At 73.2% G+C, this 19,025-nt stretch carries 9 protein-coding genes; 5 read left to right on the top strand and 4 right to left on the bottom strand.

From position 1 onward, the window contains the following. Both ACWEPF_RS09060 and pulA read right to left on the bottom strand, forming a co-directional pair. On the bottom strand, positions 1–2,036 hold a 2,036-nt coding region (locus ACWEPF_RS09060; protein ID WP_452172036.1), incomplete at its 3' end, for a M4 family metallopeptidase. Between the two features lie 604 nt (positions 2,037–2,640). Next, positions 2,641–8,172: a pullulanase-type alpha-1,6-glucosidase gene (gene pulA / locus ACWEPF_RS09055; protein WP_452172035.1), complete on the bottom strand. Its 5,532-nt coding sequence runs from the start codon at positions 8,170–8,172 to the stop codon at positions 2,641–2,643. Between the two features lie 293 nt (positions 8,173–8,465). Between pulA and ACWEPF_RS09050 the strand changes: the two genes are divergently transcribed. Continuing rightward, positions 8,466–9,419 carry a phosphatase PAP2 family protein gene (locus ACWEPF_RS09050; RefSeq protein WP_452172034.1) on the top strand — a complete coding sequence of 318 codons (954 nt, stop codon included), beginning with the start codon at positions 8,466–8,468 and terminating at the stop codon, positions 9,417–9,419. Positions 9,420–9,452: 33 nt separating this feature from the next. Here ACWEPF_RS09050 and ACWEPF_RS09045 read toward each other — a convergent pair whose 3' ends face one another. Next, a complete protein-coding gene (locus ACWEPF_RS09045) occupies positions 9,453–12,491 on the bottom strand; it encodes a bifunctional [glutamine synthetase] adenylyltransferase/[glutamine synthetase]-adenylyl-L-tyrosine phosphorylase (RefSeq protein WP_452172033.1) in 3,039 nt (1,012 codons plus the stop codon). A 242-nt stretch (positions 12,492–12,733) separates the two neighbouring features. Between ACWEPF_RS09045 and ACWEPF_RS09040 the strand changes: the two genes are divergently transcribed. After that, entirely contained in the window at positions 12,734–13,780 is a 1,047-nt protein-coding gene (locus ACWEPF_RS09040) for an acyltransferase family protein (RefSeq protein WP_452172032.1), read from the top strand. Positions 13,781–13,784: 4 nt separating this feature from the next. Here the strand turns inward: ACWEPF_RS09040 and ACWEPF_RS09035 are convergent, their stop codons facing one another. Then, positions 13,785–15,011 (bottom strand): hypothetical protein, encoded by a 1,227-nt coding sequence (locus ACWEPF_RS09035; protein ID WP_452172031.1) that lies wholly within the window; start codon positions 15,009–15,011, stop codon positions 13,785–13,787. Positions 15,012–15,251: 240 nt separating this feature from the next. Between ACWEPF_RS09035 and ACWEPF_RS09030 the strand changes: the two genes are divergently transcribed. The 3 genes from ACWEPF_RS09030 (at position 15,252) to ACWEPF_RS09020 (ending at position 18,984) form a co-directional block, all read left to right on the top strand. Next, entirely contained in the window at positions 15,252–15,995 is a 744-nt protein-coding gene (locus ACWEPF_RS09030) for a hypothetical protein (protein WP_452172030.1), read from the top strand. A gap of 113 nt (positions 15,996–16,108) precedes the next feature. Then, positions 16,109–17,545 (top strand): hypothetical protein, encoded by a 1,437-nt coding sequence (locus ACWEPF_RS09025; RefSeq protein ID WP_452172029.1) that lies wholly within the window; start codon positions 16,109–16,111, stop codon positions 17,543–17,545. Positions 17,546–17,577: 32 nt separating this feature from the next. Next, positions 17,578–18,984: a hypothetical protein gene (locus ACWEPF_RS09020; RefSeq protein WP_452172028.1), complete on the top strand. Its 1,407-nt coding sequence runs from the start codon at positions 17,578–17,580 to the stop codon at positions 18,982–18,984. The last annotated feature ends 41 nt before the right edge of the window (positions 18,985–19,025 follow it).

Raw genomic sequence — 19,025 nt, 5'->3', positions numbered from 1 at the left:
CTGTCGGTGTGCGAGGAGCCGTAGCCGTTCAGCCAGGCCTTGTAGGAGCCGGTGCGGGCGGGCTTGCTGGTGCCGCTGTCGATCACGCCCGAGGTCGTGGTCCAGGTGGTGTTGCCGGACTCGAAGCCCGCGTTGCCGAGCAGCTGCGCCGGGGTGCAGGTGCTGGTGACGTTGTTCACGGTCCAGGTGAAGCTGGCCGTGCCCGACTTGTTGGCGGCGTCCGTGGCGGTGACCGTCACGTTCGAGGTGCCCTCGGTGGTCGGGGTGCCGGTGATCTTCCCGGAGGTGGAGATCGACAGGCCGGCCGGCAGGCCGGTGGCCGAGAAGGTCAGCGGGGCGGTGCCGCCGCTGGCGTTGATCTGCAGGTTCACCGCGGTGTTGACCTTGGTGGTCTGGTTGCCGGGGCTGGTCACGGTGACGGTGCCCGGGTTGGTCGGCGGCTGGCCGACCGCGACGCCGGCCCACGCCATGCCGACCTGGTAGAGCTCGGTCGAGCCGGCGCCGTACAGGTCCTTGGCCGCGTTCTCGGTGGCGGTGCGGGCCTGGGCGTAGTTGGTGCTGGAGGTCATGTAGACGGTCAGCGCGCGGTACCAGATCGCCGCGGCCTTGTCCCGGCCGATGCCGGCGACGGTGATGTTGTTCACCGTCGGGCTGTTGTAGCTGACGTTGTTGACGACCTTCGCGCCGCTGCCCTCGGACAGCAGGTAGAAGAAGTGGTTGGCCGGGCCGGACGAGTAGTGCACGTCCACGTTGCCGATGCCCGAGTACCACGAGTCCTTGGAGGAGCCGTCCTTGGAGGGCTTGTCCATGTAACGGAGCGGCGTGCCGTCCCCGTTGATGTTGATCTCCTCGCCGATCAGGTAGTCCGGCGGGTCGGCGGGCAGGTTGGCGTACCACTCGACCATGGTGCCGAAGATGTCCGAGGTGGCCTCGTTCAGACCGCCGGACTCGCCCGAGTAGGTGAGGTTGGCGGTGTTGGAGGTGACGCCGTGGGTCATCTCGTGGCCGGCCACGTCCAGCGCGGTCAGCGGGGCGTTGTTGCCCGAGCCGTCGCCGTAGGTCATGCAGAAGCAGCCGTCGTCCCAGAAGGCGTTGACGTAGTTGCTGCCGTAGTGGACCCGGCTGAAGGCGCCGACGCCGTCGTTGCGGATGCCGCTGCGGTTGAAGGTGTTCTTGTAGTAGTCCCAGGTCGCGCCCGCGCCGTAGTGCGCGTCGACGGCGGCCGACTCCTTGTTGGAGGCGAGGCCGTTGCCCCAGGCGTCGGTGGACTTGGTGAACAGGGTGCCGTTCCCCGAGGTCCCGTTGTTCAGGTTGGTGGTGTACTGGCCACCGCGCGCGGTGTCCTTCATCTGGTACGTCGAACCCGACAGCGAGGTGCCGATGGTGACGTTGCCGACGAAGACGCCCTGGCCGGTGCCCTTCTTGATGCCCTCGTACTTCTGGATCAGGGCGCCGGTCTGGGCGTCCGTCACCACGTGCATCCGGGACGGGGTGCCGTCCGACTCGACGCCCGAGACCACGGTCTCGTAGGCCAGCCGCGGGGCGCCCGAGGCGACCCAGACGACCAGGCGGGGGGCGGTGTCCAGGCTGGAGCCCTGCTCGGCGGCGAGCGCCGAGGACTGGGCGGCCGGGGCGGCCAGCTTCGGGGTGGTGCTGAAGCCGGTCAGCGCCTCCGAACTCGCCTTGTCCACGCCCTTGGTGAGGCCACCGGCGGTCTGGTGGACGACCAGGTCGCCACCGAGCACCGGGAGGCCCGCGAAGGTGCGCTCGTAGCGCAGGTGGCGGGAGCCGTCGGCGTCGACCACGACGTCCTTGGCGACCAGCTTCTCCTGGCCGCCGAGGCCGAGGGACTGGACCAGGCCGGCGCCCTGCTGGTCGGCGGAGGCGAGGAGGCTGGCCTTGCCGGCCGCGATCGAGTTGACCTGGGAGGGGGCCTGCGGGGACGCCTGCGCCATCGTGGGCAGGGCGGTCACCACCAGGGCGGTGGTCGCGGCGAGCGCGGCCATCGTCACCCGGGCGTGGGTGTAGCGGGACATGCGGACTCCTTTTCCGACCGCCCGCGGGGTGCACGGACGGTGGAGAGAACCTGGCCGCGGGGTTGCGGCACAGCGGGGGCCCCGGGCTGCCTGTGCGACGCCCGGGTCGGTGCGTTGAAAGGAGTGGTGCTTGGTAGCGCCTTGCCTGCGCTGGAACGCCGCGTCGGTTGGGGACTTGGGGCCATCTCGTCCGCGGCAGGGGGAATCGTGGCAGCAAACCCGCCGTGAATGACAGATGCACGTCACGGATTGGCCGATATCCGACCCAGGCACACGAGCCTCGCACCGGTGCCAACTCCCGTGGTGCGCAAGGGGCTGGCGAAAACGCTTGTCGCCTTCCGGAACCGCTTCGCATCCGGCAGATCCGCACTGAACAGCGGCAGGATCGCCACCCGTCCGGACGGTCGGTCGGTCGGCGGCGCCGGCCCTCCGTGGACCCCGAAACAGCGCCGCCCGGCGCCCGGGTGTCACCACCACGGGACGCCGGACGGCGATTTCCGGCCATGCGACTTGACGATGACTCGTATCAGCCACATGTCGTGCCTGTGAACGGGCCCGCCCGCTGTGAACGGACGGGCCCCTGTGAACACCTCGGCCGAACGCGTCAGCCCTGCACGAAGACCGCCACCGTCCGGGCCGGCACCGTGAAGGTCCCGGTGCCCGGCTCGAAGCGGGCGCCCTTCACCACCGGATCGGCGCCGTCCGCCTGCACCCGGTGCAGGCGCTGCGCGCTGCCCGCCGCCCCGGGCACGGTCTGGCGCTGTTCGGCCGGGGTCGCGTTGAACACCACGGTGATGCCGCGCTCCGCGCCGGGCAGGCCGGTGCCGTCCAGGTGCATGGTGATCACGCCCGGCTGCTCGCCGGCCGTACCGGAGAGCGGGAAGGAGAGGCGGCGCTGCACCTCGGCCGTGGTGGCGAGGGCGAACAGCGGCGAGGACTGCTTGATCCGGACGAACTGCCGGTACTGCTCGTCCGCCGAGGAGACCTCGTTGCAGCCCACCCGCAGCTTCGGGTCGGCCAGCAGCTGCTTGGCCGCCGGCCACATCGCCTTGTTGTCGGCCGCCATCGGCAGGCCCCGGCCGAAGCCGTTGCCCTTGGCGCAGTCCCACTCGATCGCGTTGAACCAGTCACCGGAGTCGTAGGAGTTGGCGTCCAGCGACTTGGAGCGCAGCCGCTCGCTGCCGGCCTGCAGGAAGCCCGGGCCCTGGCTCAGCGCGGTGAGCGAGAGGCCGAGCGCCTGCATCCGGGCCCGGTCGGCGGGCGCGGTGGTGACGGGCAGCTTGTAGGCCAGCGCGTCGAACAGGTCCGCGTTGTCGTGCGCGTCGAGGTACTCCAGCGCCTCCCCGGGGTCGGCCGCGTAGCCGGTCGGGGCGCCGTTGTAGTCCACGCCCGCACCGGTGACGGTCCGTCCGCTGCTGTCGGTGAAGGAGTACCCCGCCAGGTTCCCGGTCAGTCCGACCTTCACCTGGTCCATCTGCCGCAGCAGCCGGGCCCGCTGCTCCTCGGGGGTGCCGTTGGCCGCCGAGCCGTTCGGGTCGGTGAAGAGCCCGGAGGCGAAGCCCTGCTGCGGCGCGGAGTCGAGCATGAAGTTGCCGCCGCGGGCGGCGTCCCGGATCCGGTCGTTGAAGGTGGCGATGCCGGTTCCGGCCATGTTCAGCTGGGTGGCCTGGACGAAGCGGGCGTCGTTGGCGACGACGCCGAAGTTCCAGCCCTCGCCGTAGAGGAAGAGGTCCTTGCCCTCCACCCCGTCCTGGCGGAGCGTCAGCCGGTCCAGCGCGGAGCGCACGTCCAGCATGGTCTGCTTGGGGTCCAGGCCCATCAGGTCGAAGCGGAAGCCGTCCACCTTGTACTCGCGGGCCCAGGTCACCACCGAGTCGACCACCAGCTTGTTCATCATCGCGTGCTCGGGCGCGGTGTCCGCGCAGCAGGAGTCGGTGGTGACCTTCCCCGTGTCGCTCAGCCGCTGGTAGTAGCCGGGCACCACCTTGTCGAGCACCGAGTGCTCGGCCTGCCCCGAGGCGGCGGTGTGGTTGTAGACCACGTCCAGCACCACCCGCAGCCCGGCCTCGTGCATCGCCTGCACCATCTCGCGGAACTGCACGGTGCGCGCCAGGCCGTTCGGGTCGGTGGCGTAGGAGCCCTCCGGCACCGTGTAGTGCAGCGGGTCGTAGCCCCAGTTGTAGGCGTCGCCCGCCTGCACCGCCGCCACGCACTCCTGCTGCTGCTCGCCGTCGGCCGGCAGCGCGGCCAGGTCGCAGGCGGGCAGCTGCTGCTGGGCCCGGTTCTCCCGGATGGTGGCGATGTCGAAGGTGGGCAGCAGGTGGATGGTGGTGACGCCCGCCGCGGCCAGCTCCTTCAGGTGCTTCATCCCGGCCGACTTCGACTCGGTGAAGGCCTTGTAGGTGCCGCGCTCGGCGGCCGGCACGGTGCTGTCGGTGGCCGAGAAGTCCCGTACGTGCAGCTCCTGGATCTGCTGCTTCTGCGGCGGCACGGCCTGCGGGGCGCGGTGCTGGTCCCAGCCGCGCGGCTTGGTGTCACGGGCCGTCAGATCGGCCACCAGGGAGCGGGTGGAGTCGGTGGAGAGGGCCACCGAGTACGGGTCGGTGACCAGGTTGGTCACCACCTTGCCGACGCTCGGCGCCCAGACCTTCACCTGGTACAGGTAGTACCTGCCGTCCAGCTCCCCGGCGTCCCTGGTCAGCGACCAGACGCCGGTGGCCTCGTCCCGGCGCAGCGGCACCGTCCTCGGGGTGCCGCCGCTCGGCCCGTCGAAGAGCTGGACGGAGACCTCGGTGGCGGTCGGCGCCCAGAGCGAGAGAGTCACCCGGCGCTCGCGCCACCAGCCCCAGCCGCCGGCCTCCCGGTACACCGGGCCGAGTTGGGCCTGGGCGGCCCCGGCCGCGTACAGGTCGTCCAGCACGCCGGGGATCTGCACGCCGGTGGCGGCCAGCGCGGCGCCGTTCGGCAGGTGCTCGGTGAAGAGCAGCTGGCCGCGGAGCGCCTCGGTGGTGCGGCGGGCGTCCCGGGCGTCCACGGTGAAGGCGCGGTACCCGGCCAGGTGCGGGTACTTCTTCTTCTGGTCCGCCGTCAGGGAGCCGGGGGTGAGCCGGATCCACTGCCCGGGCTTGCTGAGCACCCCCTTGTCGACGGTGATCCCGCCGGCCGGGTCGTAGATCAGCTGGGCGCTGGTGCCGCCGTTCAGCGCGGCGTCGCCCGCGCCGTAGTTCGCGGGCACCACGACCGTCCTCGCGTCGATCCACTGGGCCCGCGCGGAGGAGAGGTCCAGCTGCGAGGAGACCCCGGCCGACTGCGGCAGCAGGTGGCCCTCCTGACCGCCGATCAGCCAGACCTCGCGGCCGCTGGTGGCGAAGTCCAGCGACTGGTCGTTGGGCAGGTCCTTGTCGTTGCCCCGGTGCAGGATGTAGCTGAGGCTGGTCGCCCCGGGGGCCAGCGGCACCTCGAAGACGGCGCCGTAGGAGTCCTTGCGGGCGGGCATCAGCGGGTTGCCCCAGTCGGTGGGGCTGGCCGCGCCGGTCCAGTCGTGCAGGCCCCAGCCGTCGTAGTTCCCGTCGGCCCGCTTGTAGTGGATGACGGCGGTGTTCGCCGGGACGGGCACGGCCGGGTCCGGGTTGCTCGTGTAGACCTTCGGGTCGCCCTCCTTGACCCAGACCTCACCGGTGGTGCCGAGGTCAACGTGCCGGTCGCCGTCGGTGTCCTTGGTGCCGTTGTTCTCCACCACGAAGCCGACGTCGGCCGCGCCGCTCTTCAACTTCACGTAGGCGAAGGCCCCGTAGCCGTCCCGCCCGGCGAAGGCGTGCCCGGCCGGCCACTGGGTCGACTCGCCGTCCGCCAGGTCGCCCCAGGCGTACATGTTCCAGCCGTCGTAGTCGGCGTTCTTCCGCTGGTAGTGCACGACCGCGTACGGGCGCGAGGTGGCGCTCGGCACCGGCTTCGGGGCGGGGGTGCCGGTGGTGAAGCTCGCGGTCGCGGAGCGCAGGTTGCCGCTGCCGTCGCGGACCACGGCCTTGTACCGGACCACCGTGCCGGGGGCCACCCCGGTCAGGTCCTGGGTGGCCTTGTACGTCCCGTTGTCCGCCGAACCCAGCTGCTGCCAGGGCCCGTTGCCGATCTGCGCGGCGAACGACACCCGGTTGAACCCGCCGCCCGGCACCTCGGCGCCGACGGTCACCGTGCCGGTGGAGCCGTTCTCCGGTGCGCGCAGCGTGAGTTGGGGCGCGGCGGTGGTCTTCGCGAGCTTCCTGGCGGCCTTGTGCACCACCGAGGAGTACGCCGGGACGGTGACCGTCACCTTGCGGTCGGCCCCGCTGGTGAGCTTCTGCCCCGCCGCCGGGTAGAGCTGCTCGAAGTCGGTGCCGGCCGAGAAGGTGTCCAGCGTGACGGTCTTCGGCTCGGCCGCGTTGTTGACCGCGACCAGGTACTCGACCTGCTCCTTGGCGTCGATCCGGGAGAAGGCGTAGACCCCGGCCCCGTCCGCGGCGTACCGCTCGATCTGCGCGCCGTCCGCCAAGGCCGGGTGCTGCCGGCGCAGTCGGGCCAGGTCGGCGATGCCCCGGTAGAGCGCACCGCCGGTGCCGTACCGGTCGGCCGGGCCCTTGCTGCCGCCGATCACCTCGTCCGCGTTGTACGAGGCGGTCTTCGAGGCGAACATGTCGTGCCGGGCGTCCTTGTCCCCGCCCGCGCCGGTGAAGCCCTGCTCGTCGCCGTAGTAGACCACCGGCTGACCCCGGGTCAGGAACATCAACTCGTTGGCCAACCGGTCCTTGCGCAGCAGCAGTTCGGGGCTCGCGCCCTGGTTGTCGGCCTGCAGGAAGCTGCCGAACCGGCCCATGTCGTGGTTGCCGAGGAAGGTCGGCAGGCCGTAGGCGTTGGTGTCGGCGGTGGTGTAGCGGTAGTCCTGCGCGTACAGCTCGGAGAGCACCCGGGCCGAGCCGCCCTGCGAGACGTACCGGCGGGCGCTCTCCTGGAAGCCGAAGTCCAGGGTGGCCTGCAGCTTGCCCTTGGTGACGTACGGGGCGGTCACCGCCGGGTCGCCGGAGTAGACCTCGCCGAACATGAAGAAGTCGTCGTTGCCCAGCTTGGCCGCGTAGCCCTTGAGTTCGGGGGCCCACTGGGACCAGAAGGCCGTGTTGACGTGCTTGACGGTGTCGATCCGGAAGCCGTCGACCCCGGTCTCCCTGACCCAGGTCTTGTAGATGTCCTGCATGCCCTTGACCACCCGGGGGTTCTGGGTGTCCAGGTCGTCCAGGCCGGAGAAGTCGCCCTCGGTGGCGGACTCGCCGACGAAGGTCGAGTTGCCCCGGTTGTGGTAGAGCGCGGGGTCGTTCAGCCAGTTCGGGGTCTTGGCCCGCTTGTCGGCCTCGGTGCGGAAGACCGGGCTGTAGGGGAAGGAGTCGGCGGTGGTCCTCGGCCACTGGGCGGCCGCGTCGGCGATCGCGGTCTCGTCCACCGGGCGGCCGTCGGCGTCCAGGGTCGGGTAGGCGCCGGCCGAGCGGTAGTCGTACTTCTGCTCCTTGAAGTCGACCACGTCGGCGGTGTGGTTGGTGATGACGTCGAAGAAGACCTTGATGCCCCGGGCGTGCGCCTTGGCGATCAGCTCCTTGAGCTGCTCGTTGGTCCCGAAGTGGGGGTCGACCTTGGTGAAGTCGGTGATCCAGTAGCCGTGGTAGCCGGCCGAGGCGTCCGCCCCGGTGCCCTGCACCGGTCGGTTCTCGAACAGCGGGGCCATCCAGATCGCGGTGGTGCCCAGGTCCTGGACGTAGTCCAGCTTCTCGATCAGGCCCTTGAGGTCACCGCCGTGGTAGAAGCCCTTGTCCGCCGGGTCCAGGCCGTTGACCATCCGGTCGCCGGGGATGCCGCCGGTGTCGTTGCCGCGGTCGCCGTTGGCGAAGCGGTCCGGCAGGACGAAGTAGAACTGCTCCCGCGTCAGGTCGTGCCGGTCGGCGCGCTCGGCCATCGCCCGGTCCGAGGGCGGCGCGGCCGGCGCCGGAGCGGCCACCGCGAGCGGGGCGGCCCCCAGCCCGGTGGCCAGCAGCGAGGCGGCGATCAGCACGGCCGTCCGGCCGGGTCGCTTGTAGGGGGTCGTGCTCCGTGGGCGGCGGGGCTGGACTTCGGCCACAGCTGGGCTCCCTTGAGGCGGCTCGTCGTCGAGTGGGTGGCTGGACGCTAGCGATTGCAAAATGTTTCAGCAAGATGCAGAAATCGTTGCAGGAGCAGTCTTGACCGAACCGTTGCCTCGGCGGGCCGCAGCCCGGGGGGCCACGTCGACCGGCCGTACCCGAAGGGGCCACAATGGACTCCATGTCAGCCTCCGGTACCCGACCCCCTACCCCCGAAGGGGGACGGGCGGTGAAGAATCCACTACCGCAGGATGAGCAGGCAGCCACAGCACGTCTGGCAGACTTCTCGTCCATGGGGGAACCGACCGAGATTCGCACCGCCGACGCCACGAGCGCACCGGCCGCGGCCCGGGCAGGTTCCGTCCCTGGCGAGGCCCGTACGAGCCACCAGCCGGACGGAGCCACCCTGGCCGCCCAGTCCACCGGCGCCGCGCTGCGCAGCCGCATCCGGGGGCAGCGCCGCTCCCCCGCCCGGCCCCGGCTCTGGTTCGAGCTCGCCCTGATCGGCATCAGCTACTGGATCTACTCGCTGGTCCGCAACGCGGTGCCCGAGCAGGAGGCGACCGCGCAGAAGCACGCCTCGTGGATCTGGGACCTGGAGCAGAGCCTCGGCATCGCGGTCGAACGCTCGGTCAACCACGCGGTCGACTCGGTCACCTGGCTGATCGTCGGGATGAACTACTACTACGCCACGCTGCACTTCATCGTGACCATCGGCGTGCTGGTCTGGCTCTACCGCTCCCACCCGGGCCGCTACGCGGCGACCCGCACGGTGCTCTTCCTGACCACCGGGCTGGCCCTGATCGGCTTCTACTTCTTCCCGCTCGCCCCGCCCCGCCTGATGACCGGCGGTGACTTCATCGACACCGTCAAGGTGCACGACACCTGGGGCTCGATGGCCTCCGGCGCGGCGGCGAACGTCTCCAACCAGTACGCGGCGATGCCCTCGATGCACATCGGCTGGTCGCTCTGGTGCGGGCTGACGATCTTCTTCCTGGCCCGCCCGCTCTGGGTCCGGCTGCTCGGCCTGCTCTACCCGGCGGTCACCCTGCTGGTGATCGTCTCCACCGCCAACCACTTCTGGATGGACGCCGTCGGCGGCATCCTCTGCCTGGCGGCCGGCTTCGCCGCCGCCCGCGTGGTCTACCACGTCTGGGCCTACCAGCTCCCCCGCATCCCGGGCGAACCCGAGGACGACACCCCGGTCACCGTCCCCGCCGACTGGACCGAGAAGGCCGCCGCCTGACCCAGCACCACCCCGAGGGCCCGCCCCCGTCGATCAGCCGTAGAACAGGCGCTCGACGACGGAGCGGGCCCTTCGCGTGGTGCGGCGGTAGTCGTCGACCATCTCTCCGGTGTGGCCGCTGCCGTAGCCGAGGTAGCGGGCCACCCCGGCGAGTTCGCGGGCGTCGGCGGGGAAGCTGTCGCCCGGGCGGCCGCGGACCAGCATCACCGCGCCGCGCACCCGGGAGGCCAGCACCCAGGCGGCGTCCAGCACCGCCGCGTCCTCGGCGGCCAGCAGCCCGGCCGCCTCGGCCGCCGCCAGGGCGGCCCTGGTCCGGGTGGTGCGCAGGGCGGGGACGCGGTGGCCGTGGAGCAGCTGGAGCAGCTGCACCGTCCACTCGACGTCCGCCAGGCCGCCCCGGCCGATCTTGGTGTGGGTGGTCGGGTCGGCCCCGCGCGGCAGCCGCTCGGCCTCGATCCGGGCCTTGATCCGGCGGATCTCCAGCAGGTCCTTCTCCGGCACGCCGCCGCCCGGGTAGCGCAGCGGGTCGATCAGCGCCCGGAACCGCTCGCCCAGCTCCGCGTCGCCCGCCACCGGCTCGGCCCGCAGCAGCGCCTGGGCCTCCCAGACGTGCGACCAGCGGCGGTAGTACGCCTCGTACGAGGCCAGCGTGCGCACCAGCGGGCCCTGCCGGCCCTCCGGGCGCAGATCGGCGTCGACCAGCAGCGGCGGCTCGGTGGAGGGGGCGCCGAGCAGGGTGCGCAGCTGGTGGACGACGGACTGGGCGGCCTTGGCCGCGTCGTGCTCCAGCGCGCCGAGCCGGGGCTCGTGGACGAAGAGCACGTCGGCGTCGGAGCCGTAGCCCATCTCGCGGCCGCCGAAGCGGCCCATCGCGATCACCGCGAGCCTGGTCGGCAGCTCGCCGTTGGCCGCCTCCCACTCGGCGGTGCAGGCCCGCAGGGCGCCCTGGAGGGTGGCGGCGTTGAGCGCGGTGAGCGCCTCCCCGGCCGCGTCGACCGCCTCGCCGGGGTCGTCCCCGAAGCGGCCGAGCACATCGGCCGCCGCCGTCCGGAACAGCTCCCGCCGCCGGACCGACCGGGCCGCCGCGACGCCCGCCGCGGCGCTGCCGGCCCGGCCGACGGCGGCCAGCACCTCCGCCTCCAGGGCGGGGCGCCCGCGCGGCGCCAGCCCGTTCGGGTCGCCCAGCATGGCGACCGCCTCGGGAGCCCGCAGCAGCAGGTCCGGGGCGAGCCGCCCGGCCGAGAGCACCCGGGCCAGCTGCTCGGCGGCGGCGCTCTCGTCCCGCAGCAGCCGCAGGTACCAGGGGGTGCGGCCGAGCGCGTCGGAGACCTGACGGAAGTTCAGCAGCCCGGCGTCCGGGTCGGCCGAGTCGGCGAACCAGCCGAGCAGCACCGGCAGCAGGGTGCGCTGGATCGCGGCCTTGCGGCTGACCCCGGAGGCCAGCGCGGTCAGGTGGCGCAGCGCGGCGGCCGGGTCGGCGTAGCCGAGCGCCTCCAGCCGGGCCTTGGCGGCGGTCGGCGAGAGGCCGGTCGCCCCGGCGGGCAGCTCGGCGACGGCGTCCAGCAGCGGGCGGTAGAACAGCTTCTCGTGCAGCCGCCGGACCTCCACCGCGTGCCGCCGCCACTCCCGCTGGAGCGCGGCGACCGCGTCCGCGTTGGTGTCGTCGTTGATCTGCGGGGCCAGCGAACGGGCCAGGCGCCGCAGGTCGGCCGGGTCGGTGGGCATCAGGTGGGTGCGGCGCAGCCGGTGCAGCTGGATGCGGTGCTCCATGGCGCGCAGGAAGCGGTACGCGGCGTCCAGCGACGCGGCGTCGGCCCGGCCGACGTAGCCACCGGCGCTCAGCTGCTCCAGGGCCTGGAGGGTGTTGGGGCTGTGCACCCCGGGGTCGGTGCGGCCGTGCACCAGCTGGAGCAGCTGGACGGCGAACTCGACGTCGCGCAGGCCGCCGGGGCCGAGCTTGAGCTGCCGGTCCAGTTCGGTGGCGGGGATGGCGTCCACCACCCGGCGACGCATCTGCTGGACGTCGGCGACGAAGTTCTCCCGCTCGGCGGCCTGCCAGACCAGCGGGGCGGTGGCCTCGGCGTAGGCGGCGCCGAGCTCGGCGTCCCCGGCCACCGGACGAGCCTTCAGCAGGGCCTGGAACTCCCAGGTCTTGGCCCAGCGCTGGTAGTACGCCAGGTGGCTGGCCAGGGTGCGCACCAGCGGACCGTTGCGCCCCTCGGGGCGGAGGTTGGCGTCCACCGGCCAGATGGTGCCCTCGCCGGTGGTGTCGGAGCACAGCCGCATCAGCCGGGCGGCCAGCCGGGTGGCGGACTGCAGGGCCCGGTGCTCCTCGACCCCGTCGCGGGCCTCGGCCACGAAGATCACGTCCACGTCCGAGACGTAGTTGAGCTCCCGGCCGCCGCACTTGCCCATCCCGATCACCGCGAGCCGGCAGTGCCCGGCCGCCTCCGGGTCCTCCTGCTCGGCGATCTCCAGAGCCGTCTGTAGGGTGGCCCCGGCCAGGTCGGCCAGCTCGGCGCCGGTCTGCGGCAGGTCGGCGGTGCCGCTCAGGTCGCGGGCGGCGATGGCCAGCAGGCAGCGGCGGTAGGCGGCGCGCAGCGCGTCGGCGGGCGGGGCGTCGGCGGCGCGCACCCGCTGGCGCAGCACGTGCTGGAAGTCCTCCCGGGCCGGGTGCACGTCGCGCAGTTCGAAGGTGACCAGGGCGTGCCAGTCGCGCGGGTGCCGGGCCAGGTGGTCGCCGAGCGCGGCCGAGGCGCCGAGCACCGAGAGCAGCCGGTCGCGCAGCGGCTTGGAGCTGGTCAGGGTGTCCCGCAGGGTCTGCCGCTCGGGCTCGTCGAGCGCCTCCAGCAGCCGGGCCAGGCCGAGCAGCGCCAGGTCCGGGTCGGCGGTCGCGCCGAGCGCGTCCAGCAGCACCGGGTCCTCGGCCAGCCCGTCCAGGCCCGGGCCGCCCAGCCCCGGCCCCGCCAGCAGCCGGACGGCCGCGTCCGGGTCGGAGAACCCACGCCGCACCAGCCGTACTTCCAGCCGACTGCTCCGCTCCGCCACTGCGGCCCGCCTCCCTGTTCGCACCTGGGACGAGCGTACGGGCTCCCGGCCCCGGTGACCCGGACGACGGTGCGTCAGCTGGCGCGCCGTCAGGCCCGCCCGCCTCCGGGAGCAACCTCCGTGCCGCCGGTGGCGTTGGGCCCGGTGTGCGTCCGCCTTCCCGTCCGCCGTCCCGTCCGCCGTCCCGTCCGCCCTCCCGTCCGCCGTCCTGTCCGCCTTCCCGTCTGCCTTCCCTCACCGGCCTGCGGTTCTGGGCCGCCCTGCTGGTGGTGCTCTACCACCTCTCCCGCCAGCTGGGCGAGCTTCCGCTGATCAGTCCGCTGGTCTGGTACGGGCGCAGCGGGGTGACCTTCTTCTTCGTGCTCTCCGGTGCGGTGCTGGCCTGGACGTACGACGGGGCCCGGGTGCCGGTGCACGTCTTCCTGCGCCGCCGGCTGGCCCGGATCTGGCCGCTGCACGCGCTCAGCACCGCGCTCTCGCTGGCCGCCTACGCGGCGATCGGCGCCGCCGTGCCGGTGGGTGCCGCGCTCTGGTCGCTGCCGCTGCTGCACGCCTGGCTGCCGGCCACGGCCAAGGGCGGGAACCCGGCGAGCTGGTCGCTGGGGGACGAGGCCTGGTTCTACCTGCTCCTCCCGTTCCTGCTCGCGCTGCTGACGGGGCGTCGGCTGCGGGCGGTGGCGGTGGCGTGCCTGCTGAGCGGCCCGCTGCTCTGGCTCACCGGTGCGGCGGTGGACGATCCGGCGCTGCGCAGTTGGCTGCTGGACTACCTGCCGCTCACCCGGACGCCGCAGTTCCTGCTGGGGGTGGTGCTCGGCCTGGCACTCCGCCGGGGCACCGCACCCCGGGTGCCGCTGCTCCCGGCCGGGCTGGCGGTGCTCGCCTTCCACGCCGCGCTGGTGCCCTGGCACCTGGCCGTGCCGGACCAGCGTTGGTACGGACCGTGGTGCGCCTCGCAGTTGCTCGCCGCGCCGCTCTTCGCCGCGCTGATCGCGGCCGCCGCCCAGGCCGACCTGAACGGCCGGCGGGCCTTCGGGCAGCGGCCGCTGGTCCGGCTCGGCGAGTGGTCCTTCGCCTGGTACCTGGTGCACGAGATCGGCTTCCGCTGCTGGCTGGCGGCGTTCGGCCGCCCGGACGGGACCGCGGTGCTGCTCGGCGCCTGGCTGCTGCTGGCGGGCGGCTCACTGGGCGTGGCCGCGGCCCTCTTCCGGTACGTGGAGCGGCCGTTGGAGCGGGCGCTGCGCGGGCGTCCGGACGTGCGACTGCCGCGCCCGCGCCGGGAGTCGGCGCGGGCGCGGCAGGGGTCGGCGCGCTAGGGTCTCAGCCCTTGTCGGCCAGGGCCTCCTGGGAACCGTCCAGGTTCACGTAGGCGTAGAAGACGCCCAGGTTGTAGCCGTCCTCGTCGGTGTCGACGGTGGCGGTGATGTCCGTGTCACCGTTGCGCAGGATGCTGGAGATGTCCCAACGGTTGGAGTCGTAGCCGAAGTTGTTCCGGTTGTACGGCACCCGGACGAACTGGTCCGCCGGGGTCAGCTCCTCGATGGTGGAGTTGAAGGCGTCCTTGGAGAAGTGGTTCTGGTCGGTGAACTCGGTCTTCGGGCCGGTGGTGGACTTGGCGAAGAAGGTGTCGCCCATCCACTTGAGGTCGCCGTCGTAGACCACGTAGCCGAGCTTGGCCTGGATCGGGCCGGTGGCCGGGGTGACCAGGCCGTCCAGCTTGAGGCTGATCTCCGGGCTGTTCGGCAGCTCGGGGACGAAGCCGTCCCAGAGGTGGATGTGGCGCAGCGGCTTGCAGTCGTTCTCGTAGGCCACCACGATCGTCCAGCCGCCCCAGCTGTGCGGCTTGACCACGGAGTCCATGTTGGCTGCGGTGTAGGTACCGTTGCCGTGCTTCTTCACCAGGTCGGTGATGTCGGCGGAGGCCTGGTAGCTGCTCTCGGCCGCGGTGGTGATGTAGCCGATGCTCGGCTGCTGGTTCTCGATGTTGGTGTACTGCGCGTCGCCCGGGAGCTTGAGGTAGATCTCGTCGATCTGGCTCTGCGGCAGCACGACGTCGTCGATGCCCCGGGTGCCGCCCCAGTACAGGCGGGCGTACTTGACCTTCGACCCCTCGATCAGGTTGAGGTCCGCGGAGCTGGCCGAGTAGATCTCGTCGCCCTCCGGGCCGATCGAACCGGGGTCGATGTTGATGTACTTCATGTAGTAGTTGTTGTTGATCGGACGGGAGCCCTCGCCCGTACGGGCCTGCTCGCAGGGCGGCTGGTTCGGGTCCAGCGGCGGCTTGGTCTCGTCACAGGTCATCAGCGAGTTGCTGATCCGGGTGACCGAGCCGTGGAAGCTGCCTTCGAACCGGGTCTTCATCGGCAGGATGTTCTGCTCGATCGTCTCGCCGTGTCCGGGCGAGCGGCGCCCGTCCCCGGAGCCGCGCGCGTCGGCGGACGGCAGGGTCATCATCTGGCCGGCGACGGCGACCAGGGCCGCGCTGGCGATGGCGAGTCGGCGCGCGGTGCGGCGCTTCCCGGTGGCACGGCTGACGGTGGAGGGCATGGGTACCTCTCGGTTCAGGCGGCCGGGCGCGAGGCGCACCCCCGCCGACGTTCTGGGGTTGACGCCACCCATCGGAACACAACTCTCCGCAACATTCCCGTCACGTACCGCCATCAGGGGGGACGACCGCGACCTCGCACTGACCACCCGTCAACTCCTCACCCGGCCGGACTATCCACGGCGCCGCACCGGCCCGTACCCTCACCCGAACGGACTGATCAGGACGGGGGCGCGGTGACCGTGACGGGCCATCAGGACACACCCCGGGACGCCGTCCCGGCCGACCGTCCCCCCGTCGACCGGGCACCGCTCCCCTCTCCCGAGTCCGGCCCCGCCGCCGAGCCCGCAACCAAGCCCGCGCACCGGCTCCCGACCGCCTGGACCAAGATCACCGGCCTGCTCGCGGCCCTGACCACCCTCGGCCACCTGCTCCCGTCCGCCCTGACGCCCTGGCAGCCGTCGGTCCGCCCGCTCCCGCTCGCCCTGCTGGCCGCCGCCTGCGTCGCCACCAGCGCCTGGGTCACCGCCAGTTGGCACGCCCCGGCCGCCCCGGCCCCGCCGCCCGCCGCCCGGTGGCCCTGGCTGCGCGCGGCCCGCCACGCGGTCGTCGCCGGACTCTCGGTCGGAGCGGCCGCCTCCCTCTTCGCGCCGTTCGGGCCGGCCGGCGGCCGGATCTGGTTCGGCCTCGCCCTGCTCGCCGCGGCAACCACCGCCGTGGGGAGCCGAGTTCGCCAGGCCCGCACCGCGACCGCCGCCGTCGACCGCGATCTGCGCCTGCTCTCCACCGCCTACCTGGCCGCCTGGCCCGCCGCCTGGAGCGCCTACCACCTGCTCCGTCCCGCCGACGCCCCGCTGCCCGTCCTCACCCGGCTCGGCCAGCTGCTCCTCGTCCCGTCCCTCGCCGCCATCGTCCTGACCGGCCTGCTGGCGCTGGGCGTCGCGCTGTACGGCCTCGCCCGCCGCCTGCTCGGCTTCCACGACTGAGCCTCCGTCGAAGCACCGTGACGGTCCGTTCACCTCCGCGCCCTCGTCCCTGCCGCCCCGGCGCCGTACGCTCGCCGGACGGACGGACCGACCGGCACGGGGGAGCACGGGTCATGACGGACGAGCAGAACCGCACGCCCGCGGACGGGGCCGGCGCCGATCCACCGACCGCGCTCCAGGAGCGGCCCGAACTCCGCAGCCCGACCTGGTGGACCAGGGTCACCGGGGCCGCCTGCCACCTGGCCTTCCTCGGCTACCTGGTGGCGATCCTGCTGGAGCCCTGGCACCCCGGCATCCGCGTGCTCCCGCTCACCCTGCTCGGCCTGGGCGTGGCCTGCGGACTGCTCTGGCTGCTGGCGAGCGCGCTGGCCCCCAGCAGCGACGTGCTCCCCTCGGTGACCGCTGCGGCGGCGCCGCCCACCGCCGCCGACCTGGAGCCCGTCCGGTCCTCGGTGCGCGCCACGTACCGGCGCCGGATGCCCTGGTACTTCGCGGTCACGCTGCCGCTGGTGGCCCTGGTGCCCGCCCTGTTCGTCCCGTTCAGCGGCGCCGATCCTGAAGTCTCGGCCCGACAGGCCGAGTTGACGGCCGCCGGGGCGCGGTGGGGCGAGTACGTCCTGCTCCCGCCGGAGGAGAACGGCGACCGGCTGCCCGCCTACCGGTCCTCCCAGGACTACCGGTTCGCGCCGGTCGGCGACACCCCCGGCGAGCCGTTCGGCGCGGCGCGGTCGCGCTCCCTGGAGGGCGTCGAGATCGACCACCGGGTCCGGCTGCTCACGGCGCCGGGTCAGGCACCGCTGGCGGAGCCCGCGCTCGAAGCGGCCACCGAGCCCGCCCCGATCGAGCGGACGGCCGTCCGGGTCTGGGCCGGGATCGTGCTGCTCGTCACGGTGGTCGCGGCCGCGTCCTGCATCGGCACCGGCCACGGCCGGATCGGCGGACCGTTCGAGGCCTTCTACGCCAACGGCCCGCAGTGGCACCGCGTCCGGGTCCCCGGCGCCACCACCACCCGCGACCTGCCGGAGGAGGAGATCGACCGCGACGTGGACGGCGCGCCCACCACCACCGAGGAGGGCCTGGGCCTCGAACTGCTCGGCACCGACGGGCCCGACCTGTTCTTCCGGGGCGACACCCCGCCGGCCGGCCCGGCCTGGCTCGGCCTCGACCCCGAGCTCCGGTCCGGCACCGATTCCCCCCGGACCTTCCACACCGCACTGATCGTCCCGGACCGCCACGGCTACTACTGGGGCACCGTCCGGCCGTCGCTCCCGGACCCGGCCGACGCCCCGGCCCCGCGCCACCGCACCGTCCGGACCGATCCGTGGCACTCCTCCCTGGACCTCATCGGCCGCTGCCTCCTCGCCGTGCTCGCCCTCTGGCCGATCGGCTGGACCGCCTACCACCTGCTGTCCCGCACCGACGGCACCCTCCCCGCCGGCCCGGCCACCGCCCAACTCCTGCTCTACCCGGTCGGGTTCTTCCTCCTACTGGCGGCCCTGTACGGCATCGGCGCCGGGCTGTACGCCCTCCACCGACGGATCTTCGACTGACACCGGCCCGACCGACCGCTGGAGACGGCAACATGACGGACCCTCAGCAGAGGCGGCCCGGCGGCGACTTCCGCCACGACCTGCGCGCCCCCACCCGGTGGACCAGGGCGACGGGCGCGGCCGCATACACCGCCTACCTCGGCTACCTGGTGGCACTGCTCCTGCTCCCCTGGCGCCCCGGCCTCCCGCCGGTCCCGCTCGCCCTGCTCGGCGCCGCGCTGCTGTGCTCGCTGCTCTGGCTGCTCGCCGCCCATCTGGCGCCGGCCGCCGACACTCCCCCGGACGTGCCCGCCGCCCCGGCCCCGGCCACGCCCGAAGACGTGGCGGCCGCCGACGCCACCGTCCACGAGGCGGCCCGCAGGCGCGCCCCCTGGCACCTGGCGATGGCGCTGCTGATCGCGACCGCCGGGCCGGCCCTCTACCTGCCGTTCAGCGGCTCCCATCCCGAAGTGGCCGCCCGCCAGGCCGAACTGGTGGCGGCCGGGGCGCAGTGGGGGGACTACGTCCTGCTGCCCCCGGTGAAGGACGGCGAACGGCTGCCGGACCACCCGCACGACCTGCCGTACCGCTTCGCCCCCGTCGACGGCACCCCGGGAGGCCCGGTCTCCGCCGACTCCTCCCCGGCCATCGGCTGGGTCGAGGCCGACGTCCGTGCCCGGCTGCTCGTCGCCCCCGGCCACCAACCGCTCGCCGAGGCCGCCCTCCGGAAGCACACCGCGCCCGCACCGATCCGCCGCCCGGCCGTCCTGCTCTGGACCGCCGCGGTCCTCCTCGCCACCGCGCTGATCGCCCGCCGCCTCGGCCCCGGACGGCGATGGCACTCCACGGCCGTGGCCGACTTCTACGCGGCCTCGCCCCAGTGGCACCGCGTCCGGTTCTCCGGCACCCGGGTCGTCCGCACCCTTCCGCCGGAGGAGCAGCGAACGGACGGCGAAGGCGAGCCGATCACCACCGAACGCTGCATCCGCCTCGACCTGGTCGGCACCGACGGGCACGTCCTCTACTCGGGCGGCGTCCCGCCGCACGGCCCGGCCTGGCTCGGCATCGCCACCGAGCCGCCCCGCTCGACGGGCGACCCGCGCAGCTCCCGCGAGGCCTTCCTCCTCCCGGATCGCCACGGCCGGTACTTCGGCCACGTCCGACCGCCCCGCCCCACCCCGGTGGACGCACCGGCCCCGCGCCCGCGCCCGGTCCGCCCCGACCCGAGCCACTCCGCCCTCGACCTGTCGGCCCGCCGGATCACCGCCCTCCTGGCCCTCTGGCCGATCGGCTGGACCGCCTACCACTACCTCGCCCCCGCCCACGGGACCCTCTCCCTTCACCGCGCCGCCCTCGAACTCCTCCTGATCCCGATGGCCGCCGCGTGCGCCGCCCTCGTCCTCGCCCTGATCGCCACCCCCTTCGTCCTGCTCCACCTCCGCCTCTTCCGCCGCGACTGACATCCCGTCACCCGCCATCCGGCCGGGGAGCCCACGCCAGG

This window comes from Kitasatospora sp. NPDC004289, assembly GCF_053602875.1.
Note: the sequence above shows the minus strand (reverse complement) of the source record. Positions and strands in the feature narration are given on the sequence as shown.

Bases quoted from the DNA above. Each gene is read 5' to 3' on its own strand.
- ACWEPF_RS09050 (WP_452172034.1), top strand. From the start codon at position 8,466: ATGGGGGAACCGACCGAGATTCGCACCGCCGACGCCACGAGCGCACCG.
- ACWEPF_RS09035 (WP_452172031.1), bottom strand. From the start codon at position 15,011: ATGCCCTCCACCGTCAGCCGTGCCACCGGGAAGCGCCGCACCGCGCGC.
- ACWEPF_RS09025 (WP_452172029.1), top strand. From the start codon at position 16,109: ATGACGGACGAGCAGAACCGCACGCCCGCGGACGGGGCCGGCGCCGAT.
- ACWEPF_RS09020 (WP_452172028.1), top strand. From the start codon at position 17,578: ATGACGGACCCTCAGCAGAGGCGGCCCGGCGGCGACTTCCGCCACGAC.